3 protein-coding genes are annotated in these 23104 nt (G+C 75.3%); 1 reads left to right on the top strand and 2 read right to left on the bottom strand.

All coding sequences use genetic code 11. The features are described 5' to 3' along the window. The first annotated feature begins 82 nt into the window (after positions 1-82). Positions 83-964 carry an NmrA/HSCARG family protein gene (locus A6A06_RS22610; protein ID WP_073763072.1) on the top strand — a complete coding sequence of 294 codons (882 nt, stop codon included), beginning with the start codon at positions 83-85 and terminating at the stop codon, positions 962-964. On the opposite strand, the gene A6A06_RS22605 is transcribed toward A6A06_RS22610, so the two are convergent. Together A6A06_RS22605 and A6A06_RS22600 are read right to left on the bottom strand one after the other, a co-directional pair. After that, entirely contained in the window at positions 958-1197 is a 240-nt protein-coding gene (locus A6A06_RS22605) for an MbtH family protein (protein WP_073763071.1), read from the bottom strand. The two genes, A6A06_RS22610 and A6A06_RS22605, sit on opposite strands and share 7 nt — an antisense overlap. Next, complete coding sequence (locus tag A6A06_RS22600) at positions 1194-23054, bottom strand: non-ribosomal peptide synthase/polyketide synthase (RefSeq protein WP_073763070.1); 21861 nt, start codon at positions 23052-23054, stop codon at positions 1194-1196. The genes A6A06_RS22605 and A6A06_RS22600 overlap by 4 nt, the downstream gene beginning before the upstream one ends. Positions 23055-23104 lie beyond the last annotated feature (50 nt).

Below are 23104 nucleotides of genomic sequence, written 5' to 3'. Positions count from 1 at the left end.
GCGACGCAGCAATCTTCTCGTAGAATCCACTGCGTGACGCAGTTAATGCGCCACGCATCGATTTTAGCCGCCGAGGAGAACCATGCTCACCGTCGCCGTCACCGGAGCCACCGGAGCCCAGGGCGGAGCCACCGCACGCGCCCTGCTGACCGCGGGCCACCACGTACGCGCCCTCACCCGCCGCCCCGGCTCGCCCGCCGCCGAGGCGCTGCGCGGCCTGGGGGCCGACGTGCGCCACGCCGACTTCGACGACCGCGCCTCACTCGGCGCCGCCCTCTCCGGCGCGGACGCCCTCTTCGCGGTCACCACCCCGTTCGGCACCGACACCGCCGCCGAGACCCGGCAGGGCAGAGCCCTCGTCGACGCTGCGGCGGCCGCCCGCCTCGGGCACGTCGTCCTCACCTCCGCCGCCCACGCGGACCGCGGCACCCGCATCCCGCACTACGAGAGCAAGTACCTGGTCGAGCAGCACCTCCGCACCGCCGGTGTGCCCTGGACCGTGATCGCCCCGGCGGCCTTCATGGACAACTACGCGAGCGGCTGGACCCTCGACGGGCTGCGCGAGGACACGTTCGCCTGGCCCATGCCCGCCGGCCGGCCGCTCACGCTCATTCCCGCCGCCGACATCGGCGCCTTCGCGGCGCTGGTCCTCCGGCGTCGCGACGCGTTCGCCGGCCGCCGCATCGACATCGCCTCCGACACGTGCACCCCGGACCACATCGCCGGGGTGCTCGCGGCGGCCACCGGGCGGCCGGTCGTCCACCAAGAGGTTCCGCTGGACCATGTCCGTACCCGGTCCGCCGACCTGGCGGCCATGTTCGCGTACTTCACCGACGTCGGCCTCGATGTCGACGTCGCCGGACTGCGGCGCGACCACCCCGAAGTCGGCTGGCACAGCTTCGCCGACTGGGCCGCCGGACAGGAGTGGTCCGCGCTCCTGTCCGCCGCCCCGGCGCCTCACTGAGGCGGCAGCCCGCGGTCCGGGGCGGCCGTCTCCATCGCGTCGGCGAGGGACTTCGGGCGCATGTCCGTCCAGTGCGCCGTCACGTGGTCCAGGCAGCCCTGCCGCGTGTCCTCACCGTGCACGACGGTCCAGCCGCCGGGCAGCCGGGCCGCGGCGGGCCACAGGGAGTGCTGGTTCTCATCGTTGACGAGGACGAGGTAGGCGGCGTCGGGGATCTCGAAGGGGTTGGTCACGGCGTTCGGCTCCTTGCGGGGTCGGTCGGGGTACGGGGTTCGCCGGGCACCGGTGTGCCGGGCCGGTCCGGGGCGTACGGCTGCGCAGATCGGGCCAGAGCGGCGGCGATCACCGGGCCGATCCGGTCTAGGGCGTGCGGCTGCATCATGTGCCCGTGTTCGCAGCGCGCGTCGTGGGTGAGCACGGCACCGGAGACGTACGGCTGCCACGCCTGCGCCGCCCAGTGCAGTTCGCCGCGTTCGGGTTCCGCCTTGAACAGCAGCAGGTCACCTCGGAAAACGCCGGGCCGGAAGGTGTACCGGCGCAGGCGGGTGTTGTCGGTCAGGGTCTCCGCCAGAGCCGTCACGAGGGGCTCTTCCAGCAGAGCGGCCAGCGCGCTGCCCCGGTCGCGCAGGATTTCCGCCGCGCGGGCCGGGTCGGGGCCGCAGGCCGTGCCGGGTCCGCGTGCCCTTCCGGAATCGGGGCGGCCGACCGAGTCGACGAAGAGTTCGGCCACGTCCTGCGCGGTGTGGCGCGGAAGTGCGCGGTCGGGGGCGGCCTGGAGGGGAGCCGAGTCCAGCAGGGCCAGGAAGGCGACCTCTTCGCCCTGCTCCTGGAGGCGGGTGGCCATCGCGTGGGCGACGGCGCCCCCGAAGGACCAGCCGAGCAGGTGGTAGGGGCCGGAGGGCTGGACGGTGCGGATCTGCTCCAGGTAGTCGGCGGCCATGTCCGCGATGGCCGCCGGGCGGGCGGCGGGCTCGGTCAGGCCGCGGGCCTGGAGGCCGTGGACCGGGCGGTCGTCGAGGTGACGCATGAGGCCGGCGTACGGCCAGCTGATGCCCGACGCGGGGTGGACGCAGAACAGCGGCGGGCGGCTGCCCCGCGGGCGCAGCGGCAGCAGGACGCCCAGTGCGTCGGCGGTGGCGGTGGCCTCGTCGCCCGCGGCGCCCAGGGCCCGTACCAGCCCGGCGGGCGACTGGGCCTCGAACAGGGCGCGGATGCCCGGGTCGGTGCCGAAGACCGCCCGGACGCGGCTGGTGAGGCGGGCCGCCAGCAGCGAGTCGCCGCCGAGGTCGAAGAACCCGTCGTCGGGGCCCACGGACGGCAGGCCGAGCACTTCGGCGAAGAGCGCGCCCATCATCTCCTCGGGAGGGGTGCCCGGTGCCCGGCCGTTCTCCGCCGTGGTGAAGACGGGGGCGGGCAGCGCGCGCCGGTCCAGTTTGCCGTTGGCGGTCAGCGGCAGGTCGTCCAGGAGGACGACGGCGGCCGGGACCATGAACTGCGGCAGCCGGGCCCGCAGGAACCGCCGTACCTGCGCGGGGTCCGGCTCCGCGCCGGGCGCGGGGACCGCGTACGCGACGAGCTGTCGGCGGCCGGGGGTGTCCTCACGGACCGCCACGGCGGCGCGGTGCACGTCCGGGTGGGCGAGGACCGCGGCCTGCACCTCGCCCGGCTCGATCCGTACGCCGTTGACCTGCACCTGGTCGTCCAGCCTGCCGAGGTACTCCACGACGCCGTCCGGGCGCTGCCGTCCCAGGTCGCCGGTGCGGTACATCCGTTCGCCGGGCGCGCCGAAGGGATCGGCGACGAAGCGTTCGGCGGTGAGCGCGGGGCGGTGCAGATAGCCGCGGGCCAGGCCGGTGCCGGTCAGGTGGATCTCGCCCGGCACCCCCGGCGGTACCGGGCGCAGGGTGGCGTCCAGGACGTGTACGCGGGTGTTCCAGACGGGCCGTCCGGCCGCCACGTCGGGGCCGTGCGCGACGGCGTGCAGACTGTCGCCGCTGGCTTCGGACGCGCCGTAGAGGTTCACCAGCCGGGCGTGCGGGAGGGCTTCGGCGAACCGCTGCGAGAGGGCGGGCGGCAGGGCCTCGCCGCTGGTCACCCACAGGCGGCAGGTCACCAGCAGCCCCGTGTCCCCGTCCAGGAGGGCGGCCAGCAGGCTGGGCACGACGGTGATGCGGGTGGCGCGGTGCCGGGCGACGAGGGCGGCCAGTTCCGCCGGGCTGCGGGCGGTGAGGGAGTCCGCGAGGATCACCGGCGCGCCGTGCAGCAGTGCGCCCAGCAGTTCGGTGGTGCCGTCGATGAAGCTCAGCGTCGTCTTGGCGAGCACCGGCTGCCCGGGGTGCCAGGGGTAGGCGCGGGCGCACCACAGCAGGCGGTTGACGCATCCCCGGTGCAGGCCGACGACGCCCTTGGGGGTGCCGGTGGAGCCGGAGGTGTAGATGACGTACGCGGGGTGCAGCGGTTCGAGGGGGGCACGCCGGTCGGCGTCGGTGAGGTTGGTGGCGGGGAGGTCGGATGCGGGGAGGTCGGCGGCGGGGAGGTCGGCGGCGGGCGTCCCGTCCAGGACCAGGCGCGGGATGTCCGTGGCCGGGAGCGCCGGTGCGGTGGCCCGGTCCGTGACCAGCAGGACGGGACGGGTGTCGCCGAGCATGAAGGCGAGGCGTCCGGCGGGGTGTCCGGGGTCCAGGAACAGGTAGGCGGCGCCCGCCTTGAGGACGGCGAGGACGGCGGTGACCATGGCCGGGGTGCGGGGCAGCGCCAGGGCGACGACGCTTTCCGGCCCGGCGCCGCGGGCGGCCAGCAGGCGGGCCAGGCGGTTCGCCGAGGCGTTCAGTTCGGCGTAGGTGAGGGTGCGGTCGTCGGAGACCAGGGCGGGCGCGTCGGGTGTCGTGGCCGCCCGGTCCTCGAAGAGGCGCGGGAGGACCAGGCCGGGCACGCCGTGCGCGGTGTCGTTCAGCTCGCGCAGGGTGCGCCGTTCACGGTCGGTACGGAGGTCCGTACGGCTGATCCGCCGGCCGGGGTCGTCCGCCGCGGCGTCGGCGATCCGGCGCAGCCGCGCCACGAAGGTCTCGACGGTGGGGCGGTCGAAGAGGTCGGTGCTGAATTCGACCATCGCCTCGACACCGGCGGGGGTGCCGTCCGGCGCGCGGTGTTCGGTGGCGTTGATCTCCATGTCGAGCCGGGCGGTCCCGGTCCCGGCGGACAGCGGGGTGACGGTGACGCCGGGCAGTTCCCGTTCCCGGCCGGTGGCGGACTGCCAGGTCAGCAGCGTCTGGAAGAGCGGGTGGCGGGCGGCCGTGCGGGGCGGGTTGAGGGCTTCGACGAGGCGCTCGAAGGGGACGTCCTGATGGGCGTACGCGGCGAGGTTCACGTCCCGTACGCGGGCGACGAGTTCGCGGAAGGCGGGGTCGCCGGAGGTGTCGGTCCGCAGCACGAGGGTGTTGACGAAGAAGCCCACGACGTCGTCGAGCGCCGCGTCGGTCCGTCCGGCGGCGGGGGTGCCGATGGGGATGTCGGTACCGGCGCCCAGCCGGGTCAGCAGCGCGGCCAGCGCGGCCTGCACGACCATGAACACGCTCGCCCCGCAGTCCCGGGCGAGCGCGGCGAGCCGCCGGTGTGCCGTCGCGTCCCAGGAGAAGGCCAGAATCTCGCCACGTCCCGAGGGCACGGCCGGGCGCGGCCGGTCGGTGGGCAGCGTCAGCTGGTCGGGCAGGTCGCGCAGGTGCCCGGTCCAGTAGGCGAGCTGTTCGGCGAGGAGGCTGTCCGGGTCGTCGGGATCGCCGAGGAGTTCGTGCTGCCAGAGGGTGTAGTCGGCGTACTGGACGGGTGGCGGCGGCAGGCCGGGCAGGCGGCCTGCGCGGCGGGCGGTGTAGGCGTGGGCGAGGTCGCGCCACAGGGGGCCGAGGGACCAGCCGTCGGCGGCGATGTGGTGGACGACGAGCACCAGGACGTGTTCCCCGGGGCCGAGGACGAGCAGGTCGGCGCGGAGCGGGAGTTCACGGGTCAGGTCGACGGACCGGCGGGCCGCCGCGCGGACCCGCGCGCTCACCTCCGCCTCGTCCGCGCCGGTCGCGTCCGTGACGGTGACGACGGCGTGCGCGGCGTCCCGGCCGAGCACCTTCTGCCGGGGCACGCCACCGGTCTCGGGCAGTACGGTGCGCAGCACCTCGTGCCGTTCCATCACGTCCACCAGCGCCGCACGCAGCGCTGAGGCGTCCAGCGGGCCGGTGAGCCGCATGGCCAGGGGAATGTTGTACGTGGCGCTCGGCCCCTCCATACGGTGCAGGAACCAGAGGCGGCGCTGGGCGTGGGACAGCGGCACCGTCTCCGGCCGGGCCGCGGGGCGCAGCACGGGCCGGGCCCGCCGGGCGGTACGCAGGCGCCCGGCCGTGCCGGCGACGGTCGGGGAGGCGAAGAAGCCCCGGAGGTCGAGTTCGGTGCCGAGGACGGCGCGGATGCGCCCGGCCAGCCTGGTGGCCAGCAGGGAGTCGCCGCCGAGGTCGAAGAAGTCGTCGTCCACCCCGGCCGAGGGCAGTCGCAGTACCTCGGCGAACAGGCCGCACAGCACTTCTTCTTCAGGTGTGCGGGGTGCGCGTCCGGCCGGTGCCGGGGTGAAGCCCGGGTCGGGCAGGGCGTCCCGGTCAAGTTTGCCGCCGAGCGTCAGCGGGAGCGTGTCCAGCGTGACGACGGCGGCCGGGACCAGGTGATCGGGCAGCCGGGCGCGCAGGAACTCCCGTACGGGGCCGGGTCCGGGCGCGGGGCCCTCCGGTGCGGCGACCACGTAGCCGACGAGCCGCGCGGTGCCGGACGCGTCCGTGCGGACGGTGACGGCGGCGCGGGCGACGGCGGGGTGGGCGGTGAGGGCCGCTTCGATCTCGCCCGGTTCGACGCGGAATCCGCGTACCTTCACCTGGTCGTCCGCCCGCCCGGCGAACTCCAGCTGCCCGTCGACGCGCCACCGTGCCAGGTCCCCGGTCCGGTACATCCGCTCCCCCGCGGCCCCGAACGGGCACGCCACGAACCGCTCGGCGGTCGGCCCCGGGCGGTTCGCGTAGCCCCGGGCCAGTCCGGCCCCCGCCAGGTACAGCTCCCCCGCGACGCCCGGCGGTACCGGCCGCAGCGCGGCGTCCAGCACGTAGGCGCGGCTGTGGGTGACGGGCGCGCCGATCGGCGGGGTGCCGGTGCTGTGCAGGGGCTCGCTGAGGGTGGCGCAGACCGTCGTCTCGGTCGGGCCGTACGCGTTGATCATGCGGCGGCCGGGCGACCAGCGGGCCACCAGCTCTCCGGTGCCCGCCTCGCCTCCGATGACCAGGGTTTCCAGGTCCGGCAGCGCGGTGTGCGGGACACCGGCCAGCACCGTCGGCGGGACCAGGCAATGCGTGACACGCTCCCGGGCCAGGAAGTCCGCCAGGGCTTCGCCGCCCAGCGGACCGGCCGGCGGCACGACCAGGGCGGCCCCCGACGCGAAGGCCATCAGCGTCTCCATCACCGACGCGTCGAAGCTGGGTGAGGCGAGCTGGAGCACCCGGCTGCCGGGGCGCAGGCCGAAGCGGGCCACCTGGGCGGCGGCGAGGGCGTGCAGGCCCGTGTGGGTCACCACGACGCCCTTGGGCGTGCCGGTGGAGCCGGAGGTGTGGATGACGTAGGCGGGGTGCGCGGGCCGGAGGGGCGCGAGCCGGTCGGCGTCGGTGGGGTCGTGGTCCGGCTGCCCGGCGAGGGAACGGATCGTCCCGGCGGTGTCCAGGACGAGGTGCGGCGGCCCGTCCGGCGGCACCTTGCGGGCGGCGTCGGCGGTGGTCACGACGACGACGGGGGCGGTGTCGCGGAGCAGGTACGCGATCCGCTCGCGCGGCAGCGCGGGATCCACGGGCAGGTGGGCGGCGCCCGTCTTGGCCACGGCGAGGGCGGCCCGGACGGCCGTGGCGGAGCGCGGCAGGCAGAGGGCGACGACGCGTTCCGGTCCCGCGCCGCGGGTGGTCAGGAGGTGGGCGAGGCGGTTGGCGTCGGCGTTGGTCTCCGCGTACGTCGCCGACCGCGCCCCTTCGACGAGGGCGGGCGCGTCGGGTTCCCTGGCGGCCCGTTCCTCGAACAGCGTGGGCAGGAGGCCCGTCGGCAGTCCGCGTGCCGGGCCGCTCCACCGGTGCAGCAGCAGGCGGCGCTCGCCCGCGGAGAGGATGTCCGCCTGCCCGATGGGCCGGTCGGGCCGGGTGACGACCGCCGTCAGGAGCCGTCGCAGCCGTACGGCCAGGATTTCGGCGGTGCCGCGGTCGAACAGGGCGGTGGCGAACTCCACCGAACCGTCGATCCCGGCGGGCCGCCCGCCCGGTCCCCGCTGCTCGGTGAGGCGGAAGGAGAGGTCGAACTTGGCGGTGCCGGTGTGCGCCTCCTCCCGCTCGACCGCCACCCCGGGCAGGGCGGGCGCGTCGCCGGACGCCGTGTCCACGGCGAGGGCCACCTGGAAGAGCGGGTTGCGGTCGGCGGAACGGTCCGGGTTCAGTGCCTCGACGATCCGTTCGAAGGGCACGTCCTGGTGCGCGTACGCCCGCAGGTCACGCTCCCTGACCCGCTGGACCAGATCGTGGAACGACGGGTCGCCGGAGGTGTCGGTGCGCAGCACCAGCGTGTTGACGAAGAATCCGACGACCTCGTCCAGTGCGGCGTCGGTACGGCCTGCGACGGGTGTGCCCAGTGGGATGTCCGTCCCCGCTCCGAGCCGGGTCAGCAGCGCCGCCACGGCGGCCTGCACCACCATGAACACGCTCGCCCCGTGTGTCCTGGCCAGTTCCATCACCCGGCCGTGCAGCTCCGTGTCCCACCGGAACGGGACGACCGCGCCCCGGCGGCGGGGGTCGCTCGGCCGCGAGCGGTCGTACGGCAGCGTCAACTGGCTCGGCAGACCGGCCAGTTCCTCCCGCCAGAACGCGATGTGCGGCGCCGCGTACCCGGTGTCCCCCGCCACCTCATCCCCCGCCGCCTCCCGCTGCCACAGCGCGAAATCCGCATACTGCACCGGCAGCGCAGCCCACTCCGGCGCACGGCCGCCTGCCCGCGCCTCGTACGCCGTCGCCACGTCCCGCCACAGCGGCGCCATGGACCACCCGTCCGCGGCGATGTGGTGGACGAGGAGCACCAGCACCGACTCGCCGCCGTCGGCGCACGGGAACAGCGACGCACGGAACGGGAGTTCCGCTGCGAGATCGAACCTGTGGCGCGTCGCGCGGCACACCGCGCTCGCCAACACCTCGGCCGACCGGTACGCGGCCGGTGCCCGGACGAGGAAAGGCCCGACGGCCGGCCGCGTCACCTGGTACGGCTCGCCGTCCGCCGCCTCGGCGAACACCGTCCGCAGCACCTCGTGCCGCTCCATCACGTCCCCCAGCGCCGCGTCCAGCGCGTCGGCGTCCACCGCGCCGCGCAGCCGCAGCACCAGCGGCACGTTGTACGCGGGGCTCGGCCCCGTCATGCGGTGCAGCGTCCACAGGCGCCGCTGGCCGAACGACAGCGGCACCCGGGCGGGCCGGGGGCGCGGGCGGAGCGCCGGGCGCGGGCGGGCCGCGGTGCCGAGCCGGGCGGCCAGGGCGGCGGGGGTCGGTGTCTCGAAGACGGCGCGGAGTTCGAGTTCCGCGCCCAGGGCGGTGCGGACCCGGTCGACCAGCCGGGTGGCGAGCAGGGAGTGGCCGCCGAGCGCGAAGAAGCCGTCCTCGGCGCCGACCGCGGGCACGCCGAGCACCTCGGCGAACAAGCCGCACATCGCCTCTTCCCCGGGCGTGCGGGGGGAGCGGCCGGAGGCGGCGCGCTCAGCGGTGTCCGGGGCGGGCAGCGCACGGCGGTCCAGCTTGCCGTTGGGGGTGAGCGGCAGGGCGTCCAGGACGACGACCGCCGAAGGCACCAGGTGGGCGGGCAGCCGGTCGCTCAGGTATCGGCGCAGCCCGCCGGGCGTCGGCGCCCCCGCGCCCGAATCCGCGCCCGTTCTCGTTCCCGTGCCCGTTCCCGTGTCTGCGAGTGACACGTACGCGACCAACCGCCGGTCCCCCGCACGATCCTCACGCACCACCACCACAGCACGAGCAACACCCGGATGACCAACAACAACCGCCTCCACCTCACCCGGCTCCACACGAAAACCCCGCACCTTCACCTGCTCATCCACCCGCCCAACAAACTCCAACTGCCCATCACCACGCCACCGCACCAAATCCCCCGTCCGATACATCCGCTCCCCCACCCCACCAAACGGACACGCCACAAACCGCTCCGCCGTCAACCCCGCACACCCCACATACCCCCGCGCCAACCCCACCCCCGCCACATACAACTCCCCCACCACACCCACCACCACCGGCCCCAACCCCCCATCCAACACAAACACCCGCACCCCAACCAACGGCACACCAACCGACGGCACACCACCACCAACACCCAACACCCCCACCGACAACAACCCCGACATCAACACACACACCGTCGCCTCCGTCGGCCCGTACGCGTTGACCATCGAGCGGCCAGGGGCCCAGCGTTCCACCAGGTCGGCGGGGCAGGGCTCCCCCGCCACCACGAGCGTGATGCCCGCGGGGAGGCTGCCGGGGGCGAGCGCCGCCAGGGACGAGGGCGGCAGCGTCAGATGGGTCACGCCGTGCGCGGCCACGGTCTCGGCCAGGGGGGTGCCCGGCAGCAGGCGGTCCGGGGGCGCGGTGACGAGGCAGGCGCCCGTCAGGAGAGCCATGCACAGCTCCCAGAACGACGCGTCGAAACCGGGTGAGGCGAAGGCCAGCACCCGGCTGCCCGGCCCGGCGCCGAGGCGTTCGCGCTGGCTCGCGGCGAGGGAGGCGATGCCGCGGTGGGAGACCACCACGCCCTTCGGCGTCCCGGAGGAACCGGAGGTGTGGATCACGTAGGCGGGGTGCGCGGGCCCAAGGGGCGCGAGCCGGTCGGCGTCGGTGAGGTCGGTGTCCGGCCGGTCCGCGAGGGCGCGTCCGGTGTCGTCCGCGTCCAGGAGGAGGCGGGGTACGGACGACGGGCCGGGGAGCGCGGTGCCGGTCGCGTGGTCGGTGACCAGGAGGGCGGGGGCAGCGTCGTCGAGCAGGAAGGCGATGCGCGCGGCCGGGTGGGCGGGGTCGAGGGGCAGGTGGGCCGCGCCGGCCTTCAGGACGGCGAGCACGGCCGTGACCAGGTCCGGGGAGCGCGGCAGCGCCAGCGCCACCACGCCTTCCGGGCCCGCGCCCCGGGCGGCCAGCAGCCGGGCCAGGCGGTTGGCGCGGGCGTTCAGTTCCGCGTAGGTGAGCCGGGTGTCGGGTGACGCGACCGCCACCGCGTCGGGGGTACGGGCCACCTGGGCCGCGAACAGTGCGGGCAGCGTCGCCGCGGGTACCTCGCGGGAGGTGTCCTGAGCGGTCCCCAGCAGCGCGTGCCGTTCGGCGGAGGTCAGGATCTCCAGGCTGCCGATGGGCCGGTGCGGGGCTTCGACGGCCGCCTCCAGCAGCCTGCGCAGGCGCGCGAGCAGGCTTTCGACGGTGGCCGGGTCGAACAGGTCCGTACGGAACTCCGCCTCCCCTTCGAGTCCGGCCGGAGCCCGCCCGTCGTCCCGGCGCTCCCGTACGGTGACGGTGAGGTCCATCTTCGAGGTGCCGGTGGCGAGGTGGATCTGCTCGGTCCCGACGCCCGGGAGCCCGTACCCGGCCGGGGCTGTGCCGTTCATGGCGAGGGCGATCTGGAAGCGCGGGTTGCGGTCGGCCGCGCGCTCCGGGTTCAGCGCCTCGACCAGCCGTTCGAACGGTACGTCCTGATGAGCGTAGGCCCGCAGGTCCGTCTCCCGCACCCGGCCCACCAGTTCACGGAACGCGGGGTCGCCGGAGGTGTCGGTGCGCAGCACCAGCGTGTTGACGAAGAACCCCACCACGTCGTCCCAGGCCGCGTCGGTCCGGCCCGCGACCGGCGCCCCCAGCGGGATGTCCGTCCCGGCCCCCAGCCGCGTCAGCAGCGCCGCCAGCGCGGCCTGCATCACCATGAACACGCTCGCCCCACACCCCCGGGCCAGCTCCACCACCCGGCCGTGCAGCTCCGCGTCCCACCGGAACGGAACGACCGCGCCACGGTGGCCACCGGCTGCCGGTCGCGGACGGTCGTACGGCAACGACAACCCGTCCGGCAGACCGGCCAGTTCCTCCCGCCAGAACGCGATGTGCCGCGCCGCGTACCCGGCATCCCCCTCCGCCTCATTCCCTGCCACCTCCTGCTGCCACAGCGCGAAATCCGCGTACTGCAGCGGCAGCTCACCCCACTCCGGCGTGCGACCCTCTGCCCGCGCCTCGTACGCCGTCGCCACGTCCCGCCACAGCGGCACCATGGACCACCCGTCCGCGGCGATGTGGTGGACGAGGAGCACCAGCACCGACTCGGCCCCGGGGCCCTGGAAGAGCTCGGCGCGCAGCGGCAGTTCGCCGGACAGGTCGAACGCGTACCGCGCGGCCTGCGTCACCTCGGGCAAGTCGGCCGACGCCTTCCCGACGGACGTCACCGTCAGGCAGGGCCGGTCCGCGTCATGGCCGCGCACCACCTGGTACGGCTCGCCATCCGACGCCTCGGCGAACACCGTCCGCAGCACCTCGTGGCGTCCCACCACATCTCTCAGCGCCGCGTCCAGCGCGTCGGCGTCCACCGCGCCACGCAGCCGCAGCACCAGCGGCACGTTGTACGTCGCGCCGGGTCCCTCCAGCCGGTGCAGGAACCACAGGCGCCGTTGCGCGGACGACAGCGGCAGCCGGGCAGGCCGTCCGGCGCGTACGACGGGGGGACGGGCGGCCGCCGCTCCGTCCACGCGCCGTGCCAGCGCAGCCGGGGTACGCGCCTCGAACAGGGCACGGATGGTCAGCTCCCGGCCCAGCGCCGCGCGGGCCAGCCCGGCGAGCCGGACCGCGAGGAGGGAGTGCCCGCCCCGTGCGAAGAAGTCGTCCTCGGCACTCACCTCCGGCAGCCCGAGCACGTCGGCGAACAGGCCGCACAGAATCTCCTCGCGGGCGTCGCGCGGCCCGCGTCCCGCCGTGGCCCCCCGGGGTTCGGGAAGGGCCCGTGGGTCCAGCTTGCCGTTGGGGGTGAGCGGCAGGGCGTCCAGGACGACCACGGCCGAAGGCACCAGGTGGGCGGGCAGCCGGTCGCCCAGGTAGCGGCGCAGACCGCCGGGCGTCGGCGCCCCCGCATCCGAATCCGCGCCCGTTCTCGTTCCCGTGCCCGTTCCCGTGTCCGCGAGTGACACGTACGCGACCAGCCTCCGGTCCCCCGGACGGTCCTCACGCACCACCACCACAGCATGAGAAACACCCGGATGACCAACAACAACCGCCTCCACCTCACCCGGCTCCACACGAAAACCCCGCACCTTCACCTGCTCATCCACCCGCCCAACAAACTCCAACTGCCCATCACCACGCCACCGCACCAAATCCCCCGTCCGATACATCCGCTCCCCCACCCCACCAAACGGACACGCCACAAACCGCTCCGCCGTCAACCCCGCACACCCCACATACCCCCGCGCCAACCCCACCCCCGCCACATACAACTCCCCCACCACACCCACCACCACCGGCCCCAACCCCCCATCCAACACAAACACCCGCACCCCAACCAACGGCACACCAACCGACGGCACACCACCACCAACACCCAACAACCCCACCGACAACAACCCCGACATCAACACACACACCGTCGCCTCCGTCGGCCCGTACACATTCACCAGGCGGTGTGTGGCGGCCCACCGCGCCGCCAGTTCGGCGGAGCACGGCTCCCCCGCCACCGCGAGCGCGACCTCCGGCGGCAGCGCCCCGGCCGGCAGTCCGGCTAGGACGCTCGGCGGCAGCTTCAGGTGGGTCACGCCGAACCGTGCGACGGCATCGGTGAGTTCCCGGCCGGCGAGGAGGGTGTCCGCGGGCGCGACGGCCAGGGTGGCTCCGGAGAGAAGTGCGGTGCACAGGTCGGACACGGAGGCGTCGAAGCTCAGCGAGGCGAAGAGCAGGACGACGCTTCCGGGGCCGGTACCGAAGCGGTCGATCTGTGCGGCGGCGAGTGCGGCGATGCCTTCGTGCGGGACCTGTACGCCCTTCGGACGGCCGGTCGAGCCGGAGGTGTGGATGACGTAGGCGGGGTGTTGGGGCAGCAAGGGCGTGGTGCGCTCGGTGTCCTGGACGGGGGTGCCCGGGAGCGTGCCGAGCAGGGTGCGGGTGTGCGGGTCGTCCGGTGTCAGGCGGGGCTCCGGGCCCGGCGGCAGGGTCCCGGCGGTGGCACTGTCCGTGAGCAGCAGCACCGGGCGGGTGTCGCGCAGCAGGGACGTGATCCGCGCGGCCGGGTAGGCCGGGTCCAGGGGTACGTAGGCGGCTCCGGCCTTCAGGACGGCCAGGACCGCGACGATCAGTCCGGCGGAGCGGGGCAGTGCGACGGCCACCGTCCGCTCGGGGCCCGCGCCGTACGGGATGATCAGCCGCGCCAGCCGGCCGGCCGCCGCGTCGAGTTCGGCGTAGGTGAGCGCGGCGTCGGCGCTCCGTACCGCCGTGGCGTGGGGCGTCCGTGCGGCTTGGGCTTCGAAGAGGGCGGGCCAGGTTCGCGGGGTGGGCGCGGGGCCTGGCCGGGCGCTCCAGGTGTGCAGTACGCGGGTGCGTTCCGCGGGTGAGAGGACGGGGAGGCGGCTCACCGGCCGGTCCGGGTCGTCCGCCGCTGCCTTCAGGACGCGGACCAGGCGGTGGAGGGTGGCCGCCGCGGCAGGTGTGTCGAACACGTCGGAGCGGTGGCCCAGTTTGAGGCTCAGCCGTTCGCCGGGCAGGACGGCCAGGCTCAGCGGGTAGTGCGTGCCGGAGGTGATCCGGAGGGCCGAAGCCCGCAGCGGCCCCGTACCCCTGCCCAAGGTCTCCGAGGGGAGGTTCTCGAAGACCAGGAGGGTGTCGAAGAGCTGGTCGTGCCCGCAGAGGCGGTGCAGCCGGGGAAGCCCGAGGTGCTGGTGGGGCAGCAGCCCCGCCTGTTCGTCCTGGAGGCGGGACAGGGCCTGGGCGAAGGGGCGGGCCGCGTCGAGGCGTACCCGTACCGGCACGGTGTTGTTGAACATCCCGATCATGTCCTCGACGCCCGGGACGTCCGCGGTCCGGCCGGAGACCGTCGTGCCGAACAGGACGTCGTCCTGCCCGGTCAGAGCGCGCAGGACCACGGCCCAGGCACCTTGGAACACGGTGTTCAGCGTCAGTCCGTGGCGGCGGGCCAGGGCGCGCAGGGACGCGGTCAGCCCGGTGGACAGCATGGCCCGGACGCTGTCCTGCGCCACCGTCGCATCCGTCGCATCCGTCGCATCCGTCGCGCGACCGGGTGCCACGAGGGTCGGCCCGGCCACTCCGGAGAGGGCCTGCTGCCAGGCGGCTTCGGCCACCGTGCGGTCCTGCGCGGCGAGCCGGAGCAGGTACTCCCGGTAGGACGCCGGGGCGGCCGGACGTACGAGGCCGCCGCCCGCCGCGTGGACCGCGAGCAGCTCCCGCAGTACGAGCGGCCCGGACCAGCCGTCCAGGATCAGATGCTGGGCCGTCAGCAGCAGCCGGTGCCGGGCGGGACCGAGCCGCAGCAGGGTGAGCCGCAGCAGCGGGCCGCGGGCGAGGTCGAAGCGGGTGGCGCGGGTGCCGGACGCGATGCGGTCCGCGTGGGTCGCCTGTTCGTCGCCGGTCAGGTCCGCGAGGTCGTGCTCGGCCCAGGGCAGGGTGACGGCCCGTGGGTGCGGCACCACCTGGACGGGGGTGCGCAGGCCGTCGTGCCGGAAGGTGACGCGGAGGGCGGGGTGGCGCTCCAGTACGGCCTGTCCCGCCGCGCGCAATGTGCCCGGGTCGAGGGGGCCGTGCAGGTCCACGGCGAGCTGGCTGGTGTAGACGTCCGGGGCCCGCTCGTCGTACAGGGCGTGGAAGAGCAGCCCTTCCTGGAGCGGGGTGAGGGGCCAGACGTCGGCCAGGTCCGGGCAGTCGCGCGTCAGCTGTGCGGTTTCGTCCTCGGTGAGGCCGGTGAGGGGGAAGTCGGCGGGTGTGCGGCCGTCCGCTTCCGGCGCCGTGGCCCGGTCCGTGAGTGCGGTGAGCAGGCCGGACCAGGTGTCCGCGAGGTCGCGTACCTCGTCGTCGGTGAACAGGGCGCCGGGCCAGGACCAGGTCGCCGTCAGGACCGGGCCGCCGGGCCGGTCCTCGGCCAGCACGTCCAGCTCGACGAGGTGGGTGACGGGCTGCGCGGGGTCGGCCTCGCCGGTGATGCCGCCCGCGCCGGGCACCGGCGCCCAGTCCCCGGTCTTCCGGGCCGGGCGGCCGAGGTTGTTGTAGCGGATCAGCGGGCGGGTCCCGCCGGCGAGGACCGGGGCGGTCTGGGGGTTGAGGTGGCGCAGCAGGCCGTAGCCGATGCCGTTGCCGGGGACCGCGCGCAGTTGTTCCTTGACACGCCGGTAGGCCCGGTCCAGCGCGGGTCCGCCGGAGCGGAGCCGGGCGGCGTCGGCGCTGCCCGGGTCGAGGCGTACGGGGTGGACGCTGGTGAGCCAGCCGACGGTCCGCGCCAGGTCGGCACCCGCGGCCGCGCTCCGCGCCGTACCGCTGCCGGGCTCCGCTCCGCCTTCCGCGCCGGCCCCGCTCTTCGCGTCGTCCCCGGTCTTCGCGTCGTCCCCGCTCTTCGCGTCGTCCCCGGTCTTCGCGTCGTCCCCGCCTTCCGCGTCGTCCCCAGTCTTCGTCTCGTCGCGGCCGTGCCGTTCGATGTCGAGGAGTACGGCGGTCTCCGGGCATCCCGTCCGGCGGCGGCGCCAGTCGGCGACGGCCAGGCCGAGGGCGGTGAGGAGGAGGTCGTCGGTCCTGCCGTGCAGGGCGGCGGGCGCCGGGCCGAGCAGCGGGGCCGTCCGTTCCGGCGGCAGGGTCAGGGTGAGCCGCCGGACGGTGCTCGCCAGGTCGCGGGCCGGGTCGTACGGGAGGCGGGACAGGGGTGGTTCGGCGGTGCGGGTCATGCCGGACCACAGGGGAAGTTCGGCGACGCGGTCGTGCCGCTGCGCCAGGTCGGCGAGGTGCCGCGACCAGGAGCGCAGCGAGGTGCCCACCGGTTCGAGCGCGGAGGAACGGCCTGCTGCGGCGGCCTCCCAGGCGGCTTGCAGGTCGGGCAGCAGCACGCGCCAGGAGACGCCGTCCACGGCGAGGTGGTGGACCGTCAGCAGCAGCCGTCCCGGCCTGCCGGGACCGGCATCGAACCAGACGGCCTGGACGAGACCCGCGGTCCGGCCCGACTCCGGGTCCAGGCGGTCCCGTGCGGCGTCCTTGTGGCGGCGTACGGCGGCGTCGAGCGCGGCGGCGTCCAGCTCCGCTGCGTCCACCCGGCGGACGAAGTCCGGGGCGGGGCCTGCGCCGCCGCCCACTCCGCTGCCGGTGTCCGTGCCTGCACCGGGCCCCGCCCCGGCCCCAGCCCCGGTTCCGGGCAGATCGATATCCAGCGTCCAGGCCACGCCGCCCACCCGGGTCAGCCGCAGCCGCAGCGCGTCATGGTGGTCGGTCAGCGTACGCAGCGCGGTGGCCAGGTGCGGCGTGCCGAGTCCCGGCGGCACCTGGAGCAGGACGGACTGGTGGCAGCCCGCCACCGGTCCGCCGGTCTCCCGGAGGGCGTGCATGACGGGGGTGAGGGGCAGCGGACCGCTGTCGTGCCCGGCAAGGGTGGCAGGCCTGGTGGGGGCAGTGGGCCCGTCCTGCGTTTCGCCCGCGCGCGCGGCGAGGGCTCCGGCGGTCCGGTGACGGAAGACGTCGCGCGGGGTGAGGGCGAGCCCTGCCCGCCGGGCCCGGCTCACGAGCTGGACGGCGCTGATGCTGTCGCCGCCGAGGCCGAAGAAGTCGTCGTCCACGCCTGCCGTGCCGGTGCCGAGGCCGAGCACCTCGGCGAAGAGACGGCACAGCGTCCGCTCCCGGCCGTCGCGGGGTCCCCGGCGCGAGGAGGCCCCCGCGTAGTCGGGCTGCGGAAGCCGGGCGCGGTCCAGTTTGCCGCCGGTGGTCAGCGGCAGCTCCTCCAGGACGACGACCGCGGCGGGCACCAGGGGGTCCGGCAGCCGCTCGGCCGCGTACCGGCGCAGTTCCCGCGGGTCGGCGGCCCGTCCGGCGGCGGATGTCACGTACGCGACGAGCCGCCGGTCGCCCGGCCGGTCCTCGCGGACGACGACCGCGGCCGAGGCGACCGTGGAGTGCGTGCTCAGCGCGGCCCGCACCTCCCCCGGTTCGACGCGGCAGCCCCGTACCTTGACCTGCTCGTCCGCGCGGCCCACGAACTCCAGCGAGCCGTCGGCGCGCCCGCGGACCACGTCCCCGGTCCGGTACATCCGCTCCCCCGGCGGCCCGTACGGGCAGGCCACGTAGCGTTCCGCGGTGAGCGCGCTCCGGCCCAGGTAGCCGCGCGTCACTCCGGCGCCCGCGACGTAGAGTTCCGCCGCCGCGCCCGGTGGGGCCGGGCGCAGCGCGTCGTCCAGGACGTGGGCGCGGATGCCGCCCAGCGGTCGGCCGAGGGCCGGTGCCCGGTGGTCCGGCAGGGGCCCGTCGAGGAATCCGGCGACCACGAACACCGTGGTCTCGGTGGGTCCGTACGCGTGGACGAAGCGCGCGCCGGGCAGCAGTTCGCGGCCCTCCCGCGCGGTGCGGGACGTGAGCGCTTCGGCGCCGAGTTCGACGCGGCGCAGGCTCAGTTCTGCGGCGAGTCCGGGTTCCTCGCGCAGGGCCTGTGCCAGCTGCTCGAAGGCGGTCGGCGTCTGGTGGAGCCGGGTGACGCCTTCCCGTACGAGCAGCCGCAGCAGTTCCGCCGGGGAGCGGCTCTCCTCGTACGGCACCACGACCAGTCGGGCGCCGTGCAGCAGGGGGCCCCACATCTCCCAGACCGAGAGGTCGAAGGTGTGGGAGTGGAGCAGCGGCGCGACGTCGTCGGAGCGGAAGCCGAGTGCCTGCGCGTCGCTGAAGAGGCGGGCCACGGCGTGGTGCGGGACCACCACGCCCTTGGGTTCGCCGGTGGAGCCGGAGGTGTGGATGACGTAGGCGGGGTGCGCGGGCAGGAGGGGCCGGACGCGTTCGTGGTCCCGTACGGGCGTGGTGGAGTACCGGCGGAGGGCGTCGGCCTGCTCCGGGCCGTCCCAGACGAGATACGGGACGGGGGACGCTGCCGCCGGTGTCCGGGTGGTGAGCAGCAGCACCGGGCGGGCGGCCCGCAGGATCCCGGCGTTGCGTCCGGCGGGCTGGCCGGGTTCCAGCGGCACGTAGGCGGCGCCGGACTTGAGCACCGCGAGCACGGCGACGACGAGGGCGGACGAGCGCGGCAGCTCCAGCGCCACGAACCGTTCGGGTCCGGCGCCCCGTGCGATGAGCAGCCGTGCGAGCCGGTTGGCGGCGGCGTCGAGTCCGCCGTAGGTCAGGGTGGTGTCACCGCAGGTCACGGCCGGTGTGTCGGGCGTGCGGGCGGCCTGGCGTGCGAACAGGTCCGGCAGCAGCGCCTGGCGCGTCCTTCGGCCTGCGGTCTCCTCCGGGGTGGCTGCGCGTTCTGCTGCCGTACGCGTGTCGAGGTCGCCGATGGGCCGGCCGGGGTCGGCGGTCGCGTCGGTCAGCAGGTGCCGCAGCCGCTCCAGGAGGGTGTCGACGGTGGTGGGGTCGAAGAGGTCGGCGTCGAAGTGGGCGACGCCGGTCAGGGTGCCCGTCCCGTCGGCGGCGCCCGGCGTCTCCGTGACGCTGATTTCCAGGTCGGTGACGAGGGTGCCGGTGTCCAGCTCCCGGGCCACGGCGGTGATGCCGGGCAGTTCGGGCGGGGCGGCGGGGGTGTGCTGCCAGACCAGCATGGTGGAGAACAGCGGGTGGCGGTCGCCCGGACGGTCCGGGCGGAGCGCTTCGACGACCCGTTCGACGGGTACGTCCTGGTGGGCGTATGCCTCCAGGCCGGTCTCGCGTACGCGGGCCAGCAGGGTGCGGAAGTCCGGTGCGCCCGCGGTGTCGACGCGCAGCACCAGGGTGTTGACGAAGAAGCCGACCAGGTCGTGCAGTGCCTCGTCGGTGCGTCCGGCGACGGGGGTGCCGATCGGGACGTCCTCGCCCGCGCCCAGCCGTGTCAGGAGCGCGGCGAGTCCCGCCTGCACCACCATGGACGGGGTCGCGTGGCACTCCCGCGCCAGCGCGCGCACCGCTTCCAGGAGCGCCTCGTCCCACCGGAAGCGGCAGGTGCCGCTGCGTCCGGTGGGCGTGCCGGGGCGCGGCCGGTCCCAGGGCAGCGCGAGCCGGTCCGGCAGCCCGGCCAGCTTCTTCGTCCAGTAGGCGAGCTGGACGGCGGCCGTGGTGGTGCCGGTTCCGTCGTCCGTGTCGAGCAGTTCGCGCTGCCACAGGGCGTAGTCGGCGTACTGCGCGGGCAGCGGGGGCCAGGTCGGCGGGCGGCCCTGGCTGCGCTCCTCGTAGGCGTGTGAGAGGTCGCGCCACAGAGGGGCCAGCGACCAGCCGTCCGCCGCGATGTGGTGCAGTGTCAGGGCCAGCAGGTGGTCCTCCGGTCCCAGGACGAACAGCCGGGCCCGTACGGGCGGTTCGGCGGCGAGGTCGAACCCCTGGCGGGCGGCCTCGTGCACCAGGCCCTGGACGGCGTCCGGGGTGGTCCCGGTGACCGTCATCTCCAGGCGTACGGCATCGGGGTGCAGTACGGACTGCCGCGGCCCGTCGGCGCCCTCCGGGAAGACGGTGCGCAGCGGTTCGTGGCGCGCCATGACGTCGTGCAGCGCCGCTTCCAGTGCCTGCCGGTCGAGGCGTCCGGAGAGCGTGAGGGTGAGCGGGACGTGGTGGGTGGGGCGCGGCCCTTCCAGGTGGTGCAGGAACCACATCCGGCGCTGCGCGAAGGACAGCGGCAGCTCCGCGGGGCGCGGGTTCCGGGCCGTCAGCGCGGGACGGCGGTGGCCCCCGGTGGTCAGCCGCGTGGCCAGGCCCGCCGGGGTCGGTGCCTCGAACACCGCGCGCAGGCCCAGCTCCGTGCCGAAGGCCGACCGCACCCGGTTGACCAGCCCCGTGGCCAGCAGCGAATGTCCGCCGAGGTCGAAGAAGTCCTGGTCCGGGCCGACTTCGGCCCGGCAGAGGGTCTCCGCGAAGAGGCCGCACAGGATTTCCTCGCGGGCGTCGCGCGGTGCGCGTCCTTCGGGGCCGCGGTGGGTGGCGTGCGGGTCCGGCGCGGGCAGTGCGTGCCGGTCCAGCTTGCCGTTCACCGTCATCGGCAGCTCGTCGAGGACCACGACGGCGGACGGGACCATGTGGTGCGGCAGCCGGGCCGCGACGGCCTCGCGTACGGCGGTGCCCAGCGCGGCGTCGGCCCGGTGCCGGGCCGGTTCGCTGGTCAGCGCGCGCAGGGAGCGCAGGTCGCCGCGGGCGCGTACCGCCGGGCGGTGGACGTCGGTGTACGCCACGCCGTCCGCGGCGGAGAGCGGCGTCACGGGGCGCGCGCTCTCCTCCGTACGCCCGTCGTCGTCCCGTTCCGCCTCCCTCAGGAACACGGCGTCCAGGCTTCCGTCGTCCGCCTCGGACCAGGTGACGAGCGCCTGGCAGCCGGCCGCGGCAGCCAGGCCGTGGAGGTCTTCCGGATCGACGGCGGGCCCGGTGCCGGGCGGTCCCGCGGCTGCTCCGTCCTCGTCCAGACGTCCGTTGGGGATGCCGCTCACCCGCAGCGCGCCGGGCCGCCCGGTGCGCAGCCGGGCCGCCAGCGAGGGCAGACCGGGCACCTCGCTCCCCCACCGCGCACAGGGCACGTCGGCGAGGGAGACGGCGGAGAGCGGGCCTTTGCGGAGCACCACGTCGTACCGGTAGCGGCTCAGCTCGTTGTGGTGCCGCCCGCGTTTGACGCGGATGTCCACCGCGCTCACCCCGGGCAGCGGCCCGTCCGGCAGGGCCGTGAAGAAGCCGGGTGCGACCAGCAGTTCCTTTTCGCGGGCCAGGCTTCGCCGGACCGCGGCGTCGTCCGGCGCGGTGCCGCGTACGCCGCGTGCGGTCGCCCGTCGCCGGTGCAATGCGGTGTGGAAGCGGCGGGCCAGCCGGAGGTCGCGTACGTCGCCGACGAACAGGGCGCCGCCTGGTACGAGGCGGTCGAGCGCGCCGCGCAGCACGGCGAGGAGGTAGTCGGCGTCGGGGAAGTACTGGGCGACGGAGTTCAGTACGACGACGTCGAAGCCGCCCTCCGGCAGCCCCCGCGTGTCGTCGGCGGCCTGGCAGGTCAGTGTGGTGCGGGCGGCCAGCGCGGGATGCGCCGCGAGCTTGCCGCGCAGCCCGGTGACGGCCTCGGCGGACAGGTCGGTGCCCCAGTAGCTCTCGCAGTGCGGGGCGAGCCGGGCCAGGAGCAGGCCGGTGCCGACGCCGATCTCCAGGACCCGGCGGGGCCGCAGGGACCGCACCCGCCCGGCCGCGGCGTCGCACCACTCGCGCATCTGCTCCGGCGGGACGGGCCGCCCGTCGACGCTGCTCCGCCACCCGGCGAAGTCCTCGCCCAGGGCCGCGGACCGACTGCCGGTGGCGGCGTACAGGTCGTCGTACACCTGCCGCCAGACCGCCGTCGCCTCGTCCGTGTCCGCCGCACGGGCGGCGGTCCCGGCCCGCGTGGCGTCCGGGTACGGAACGACGTAGCCGACCAGGCACGGCCCGCCGTCCGCGTCCCGGTGCACGGCCACCGCGGCCTGAGCGACGTCCGGGTGGGCCGCGAGCGCGGCCTCCACCTCCCCCGGCTCGATACGGAAACCACGGATCTTGACCTGGTCGTCGCAGCGGCCGGCGAACTCCAGCCCGCCGCCGGGACCGCGCCGCACCAGGTCGCCGGTCCGGTACATGCGCGCGCCGGGCGGGCCGTACGGACAGGCGACGAACCGTGCGGCGGTCGGCCCGGGGCGGTTCAGGTAGCCGCGCGCCAGGCCCCTGCCCGCGACGTACAGCTCGCCCGTGACGCCGGGCGGCACCTCGTCCAGCCGGTCGTCCAGCACGTACAGCGCGAGGTCGGGAACGGGCTCCCCGATGGCGCTCGGCGCGCCGGGCCGGGCGATGGACCGGTCGTAGGGGGCGTAGGTGGCGTGCACGGTGGTCTCGGTCGTGCCGTACATGTTGACCAGCAGCGGCGCGTCGTCGGGGTGCCGGTCGTACCAGTCGGCGAGCCGGGCGGGGTCGAGCGCCTCACCGGCGAGGACGACCGTGCGCAGCGGGGCGTCCCGCAGGGCGCCGGGGTTCTCGCGGTCGGCGGTCAGCAGCGCGCGGAAGGCGGTCGGTGTCTGGCACAGGACGGTGACCCGCTCGCGGGCGAGCAGCGCCAGGAACTCGGCGGGCGACCGGCCCACCCGGTACGGGACGACCACGAGCCGGCCGCCGGTCAGCAGCGCGCCGAACATCTCCCACACCGAGACGTCGAAGGCGCAGGAGTGGAAGAGGCTCCAGGTGTCGTCCGGACCGCAGCCGAACCAGTGCGCGGTGGAGGTGAGCAGGCGGACGACGTTGTCGTGGGTGGTCACCACGCCCTTCGGGGTGCCGGTGGAGCCCGAGGTGTGGATGACGTACGCGCAGTCGTGCGGGTCCGGCCGCCCGCCGCGGTCGGCGTAGGTGACGGGCGCGGGCGAGGCGCCGTCCAGGAGCCGCCGCGTCCCGTCGTCGTCGAGCAGCACCGCGGGGACGCCTCCGGGGCCGCCGCCCGCCGCGGGCAGCACGCCGGCCACCTCACGCACCGTCAGTACGGCGACGGGTGCCACGTCCCGCAGCAGGAGGGCGATGCGCTCGGCCGGGTACCCGGGGTCCAGCGGCAGATAGGCCGCGCCGCTCTTGAGCACCGCCAGGACGGCCACGACCAGGTCCGCCGTACGCGGCAGCGCCAGCGCCACCACCCGCCGCGGGCCGGCGCCCCGGCCGAGGAGCACCCGGGCCAGCCGGTTGGCGGCGGCCTCCACCTCCGCGTACGTCATCCGTACGTCCTCGTGCACCAGGGCGACGGCGCCGGGCGTCCGGCCCGCCTGCCGGGTGAAGAGTTCGCCCAGCGTCGCGGGCGGCGTGTCCGGGGCGCCGCCCGGCGCCTCACCGGGCAGTGCGCCGTCCTGTTCGTCGAACGTCACTTTCGCAGACCTCTCGCACAACGGGCGCGCGTCAGGGGATCGCGGGGCCA

It is taken from the genome of Streptomyces sp. CB02923 (assembly GCF_001905005.1).
Lineage (GTDB): Bacteria > Actinomycetota > Actinomycetes > Streptomycetales > Streptomycetaceae > Streptomyces.
The sequence above is the reverse complement of the archived record's forward strand: the minus strand, read 5'-3'. Positions and strand labels throughout refer to the sequence as shown.

Coding starts and splice junctions, on each gene's coding strand:
- A6A06_RS22610 (WP_073763072.1), top strand. CDS start 83: ATGCTCACCGTCGCCGTCACCGGAGCCACCGGAGCCCAGGGCGGAGCC.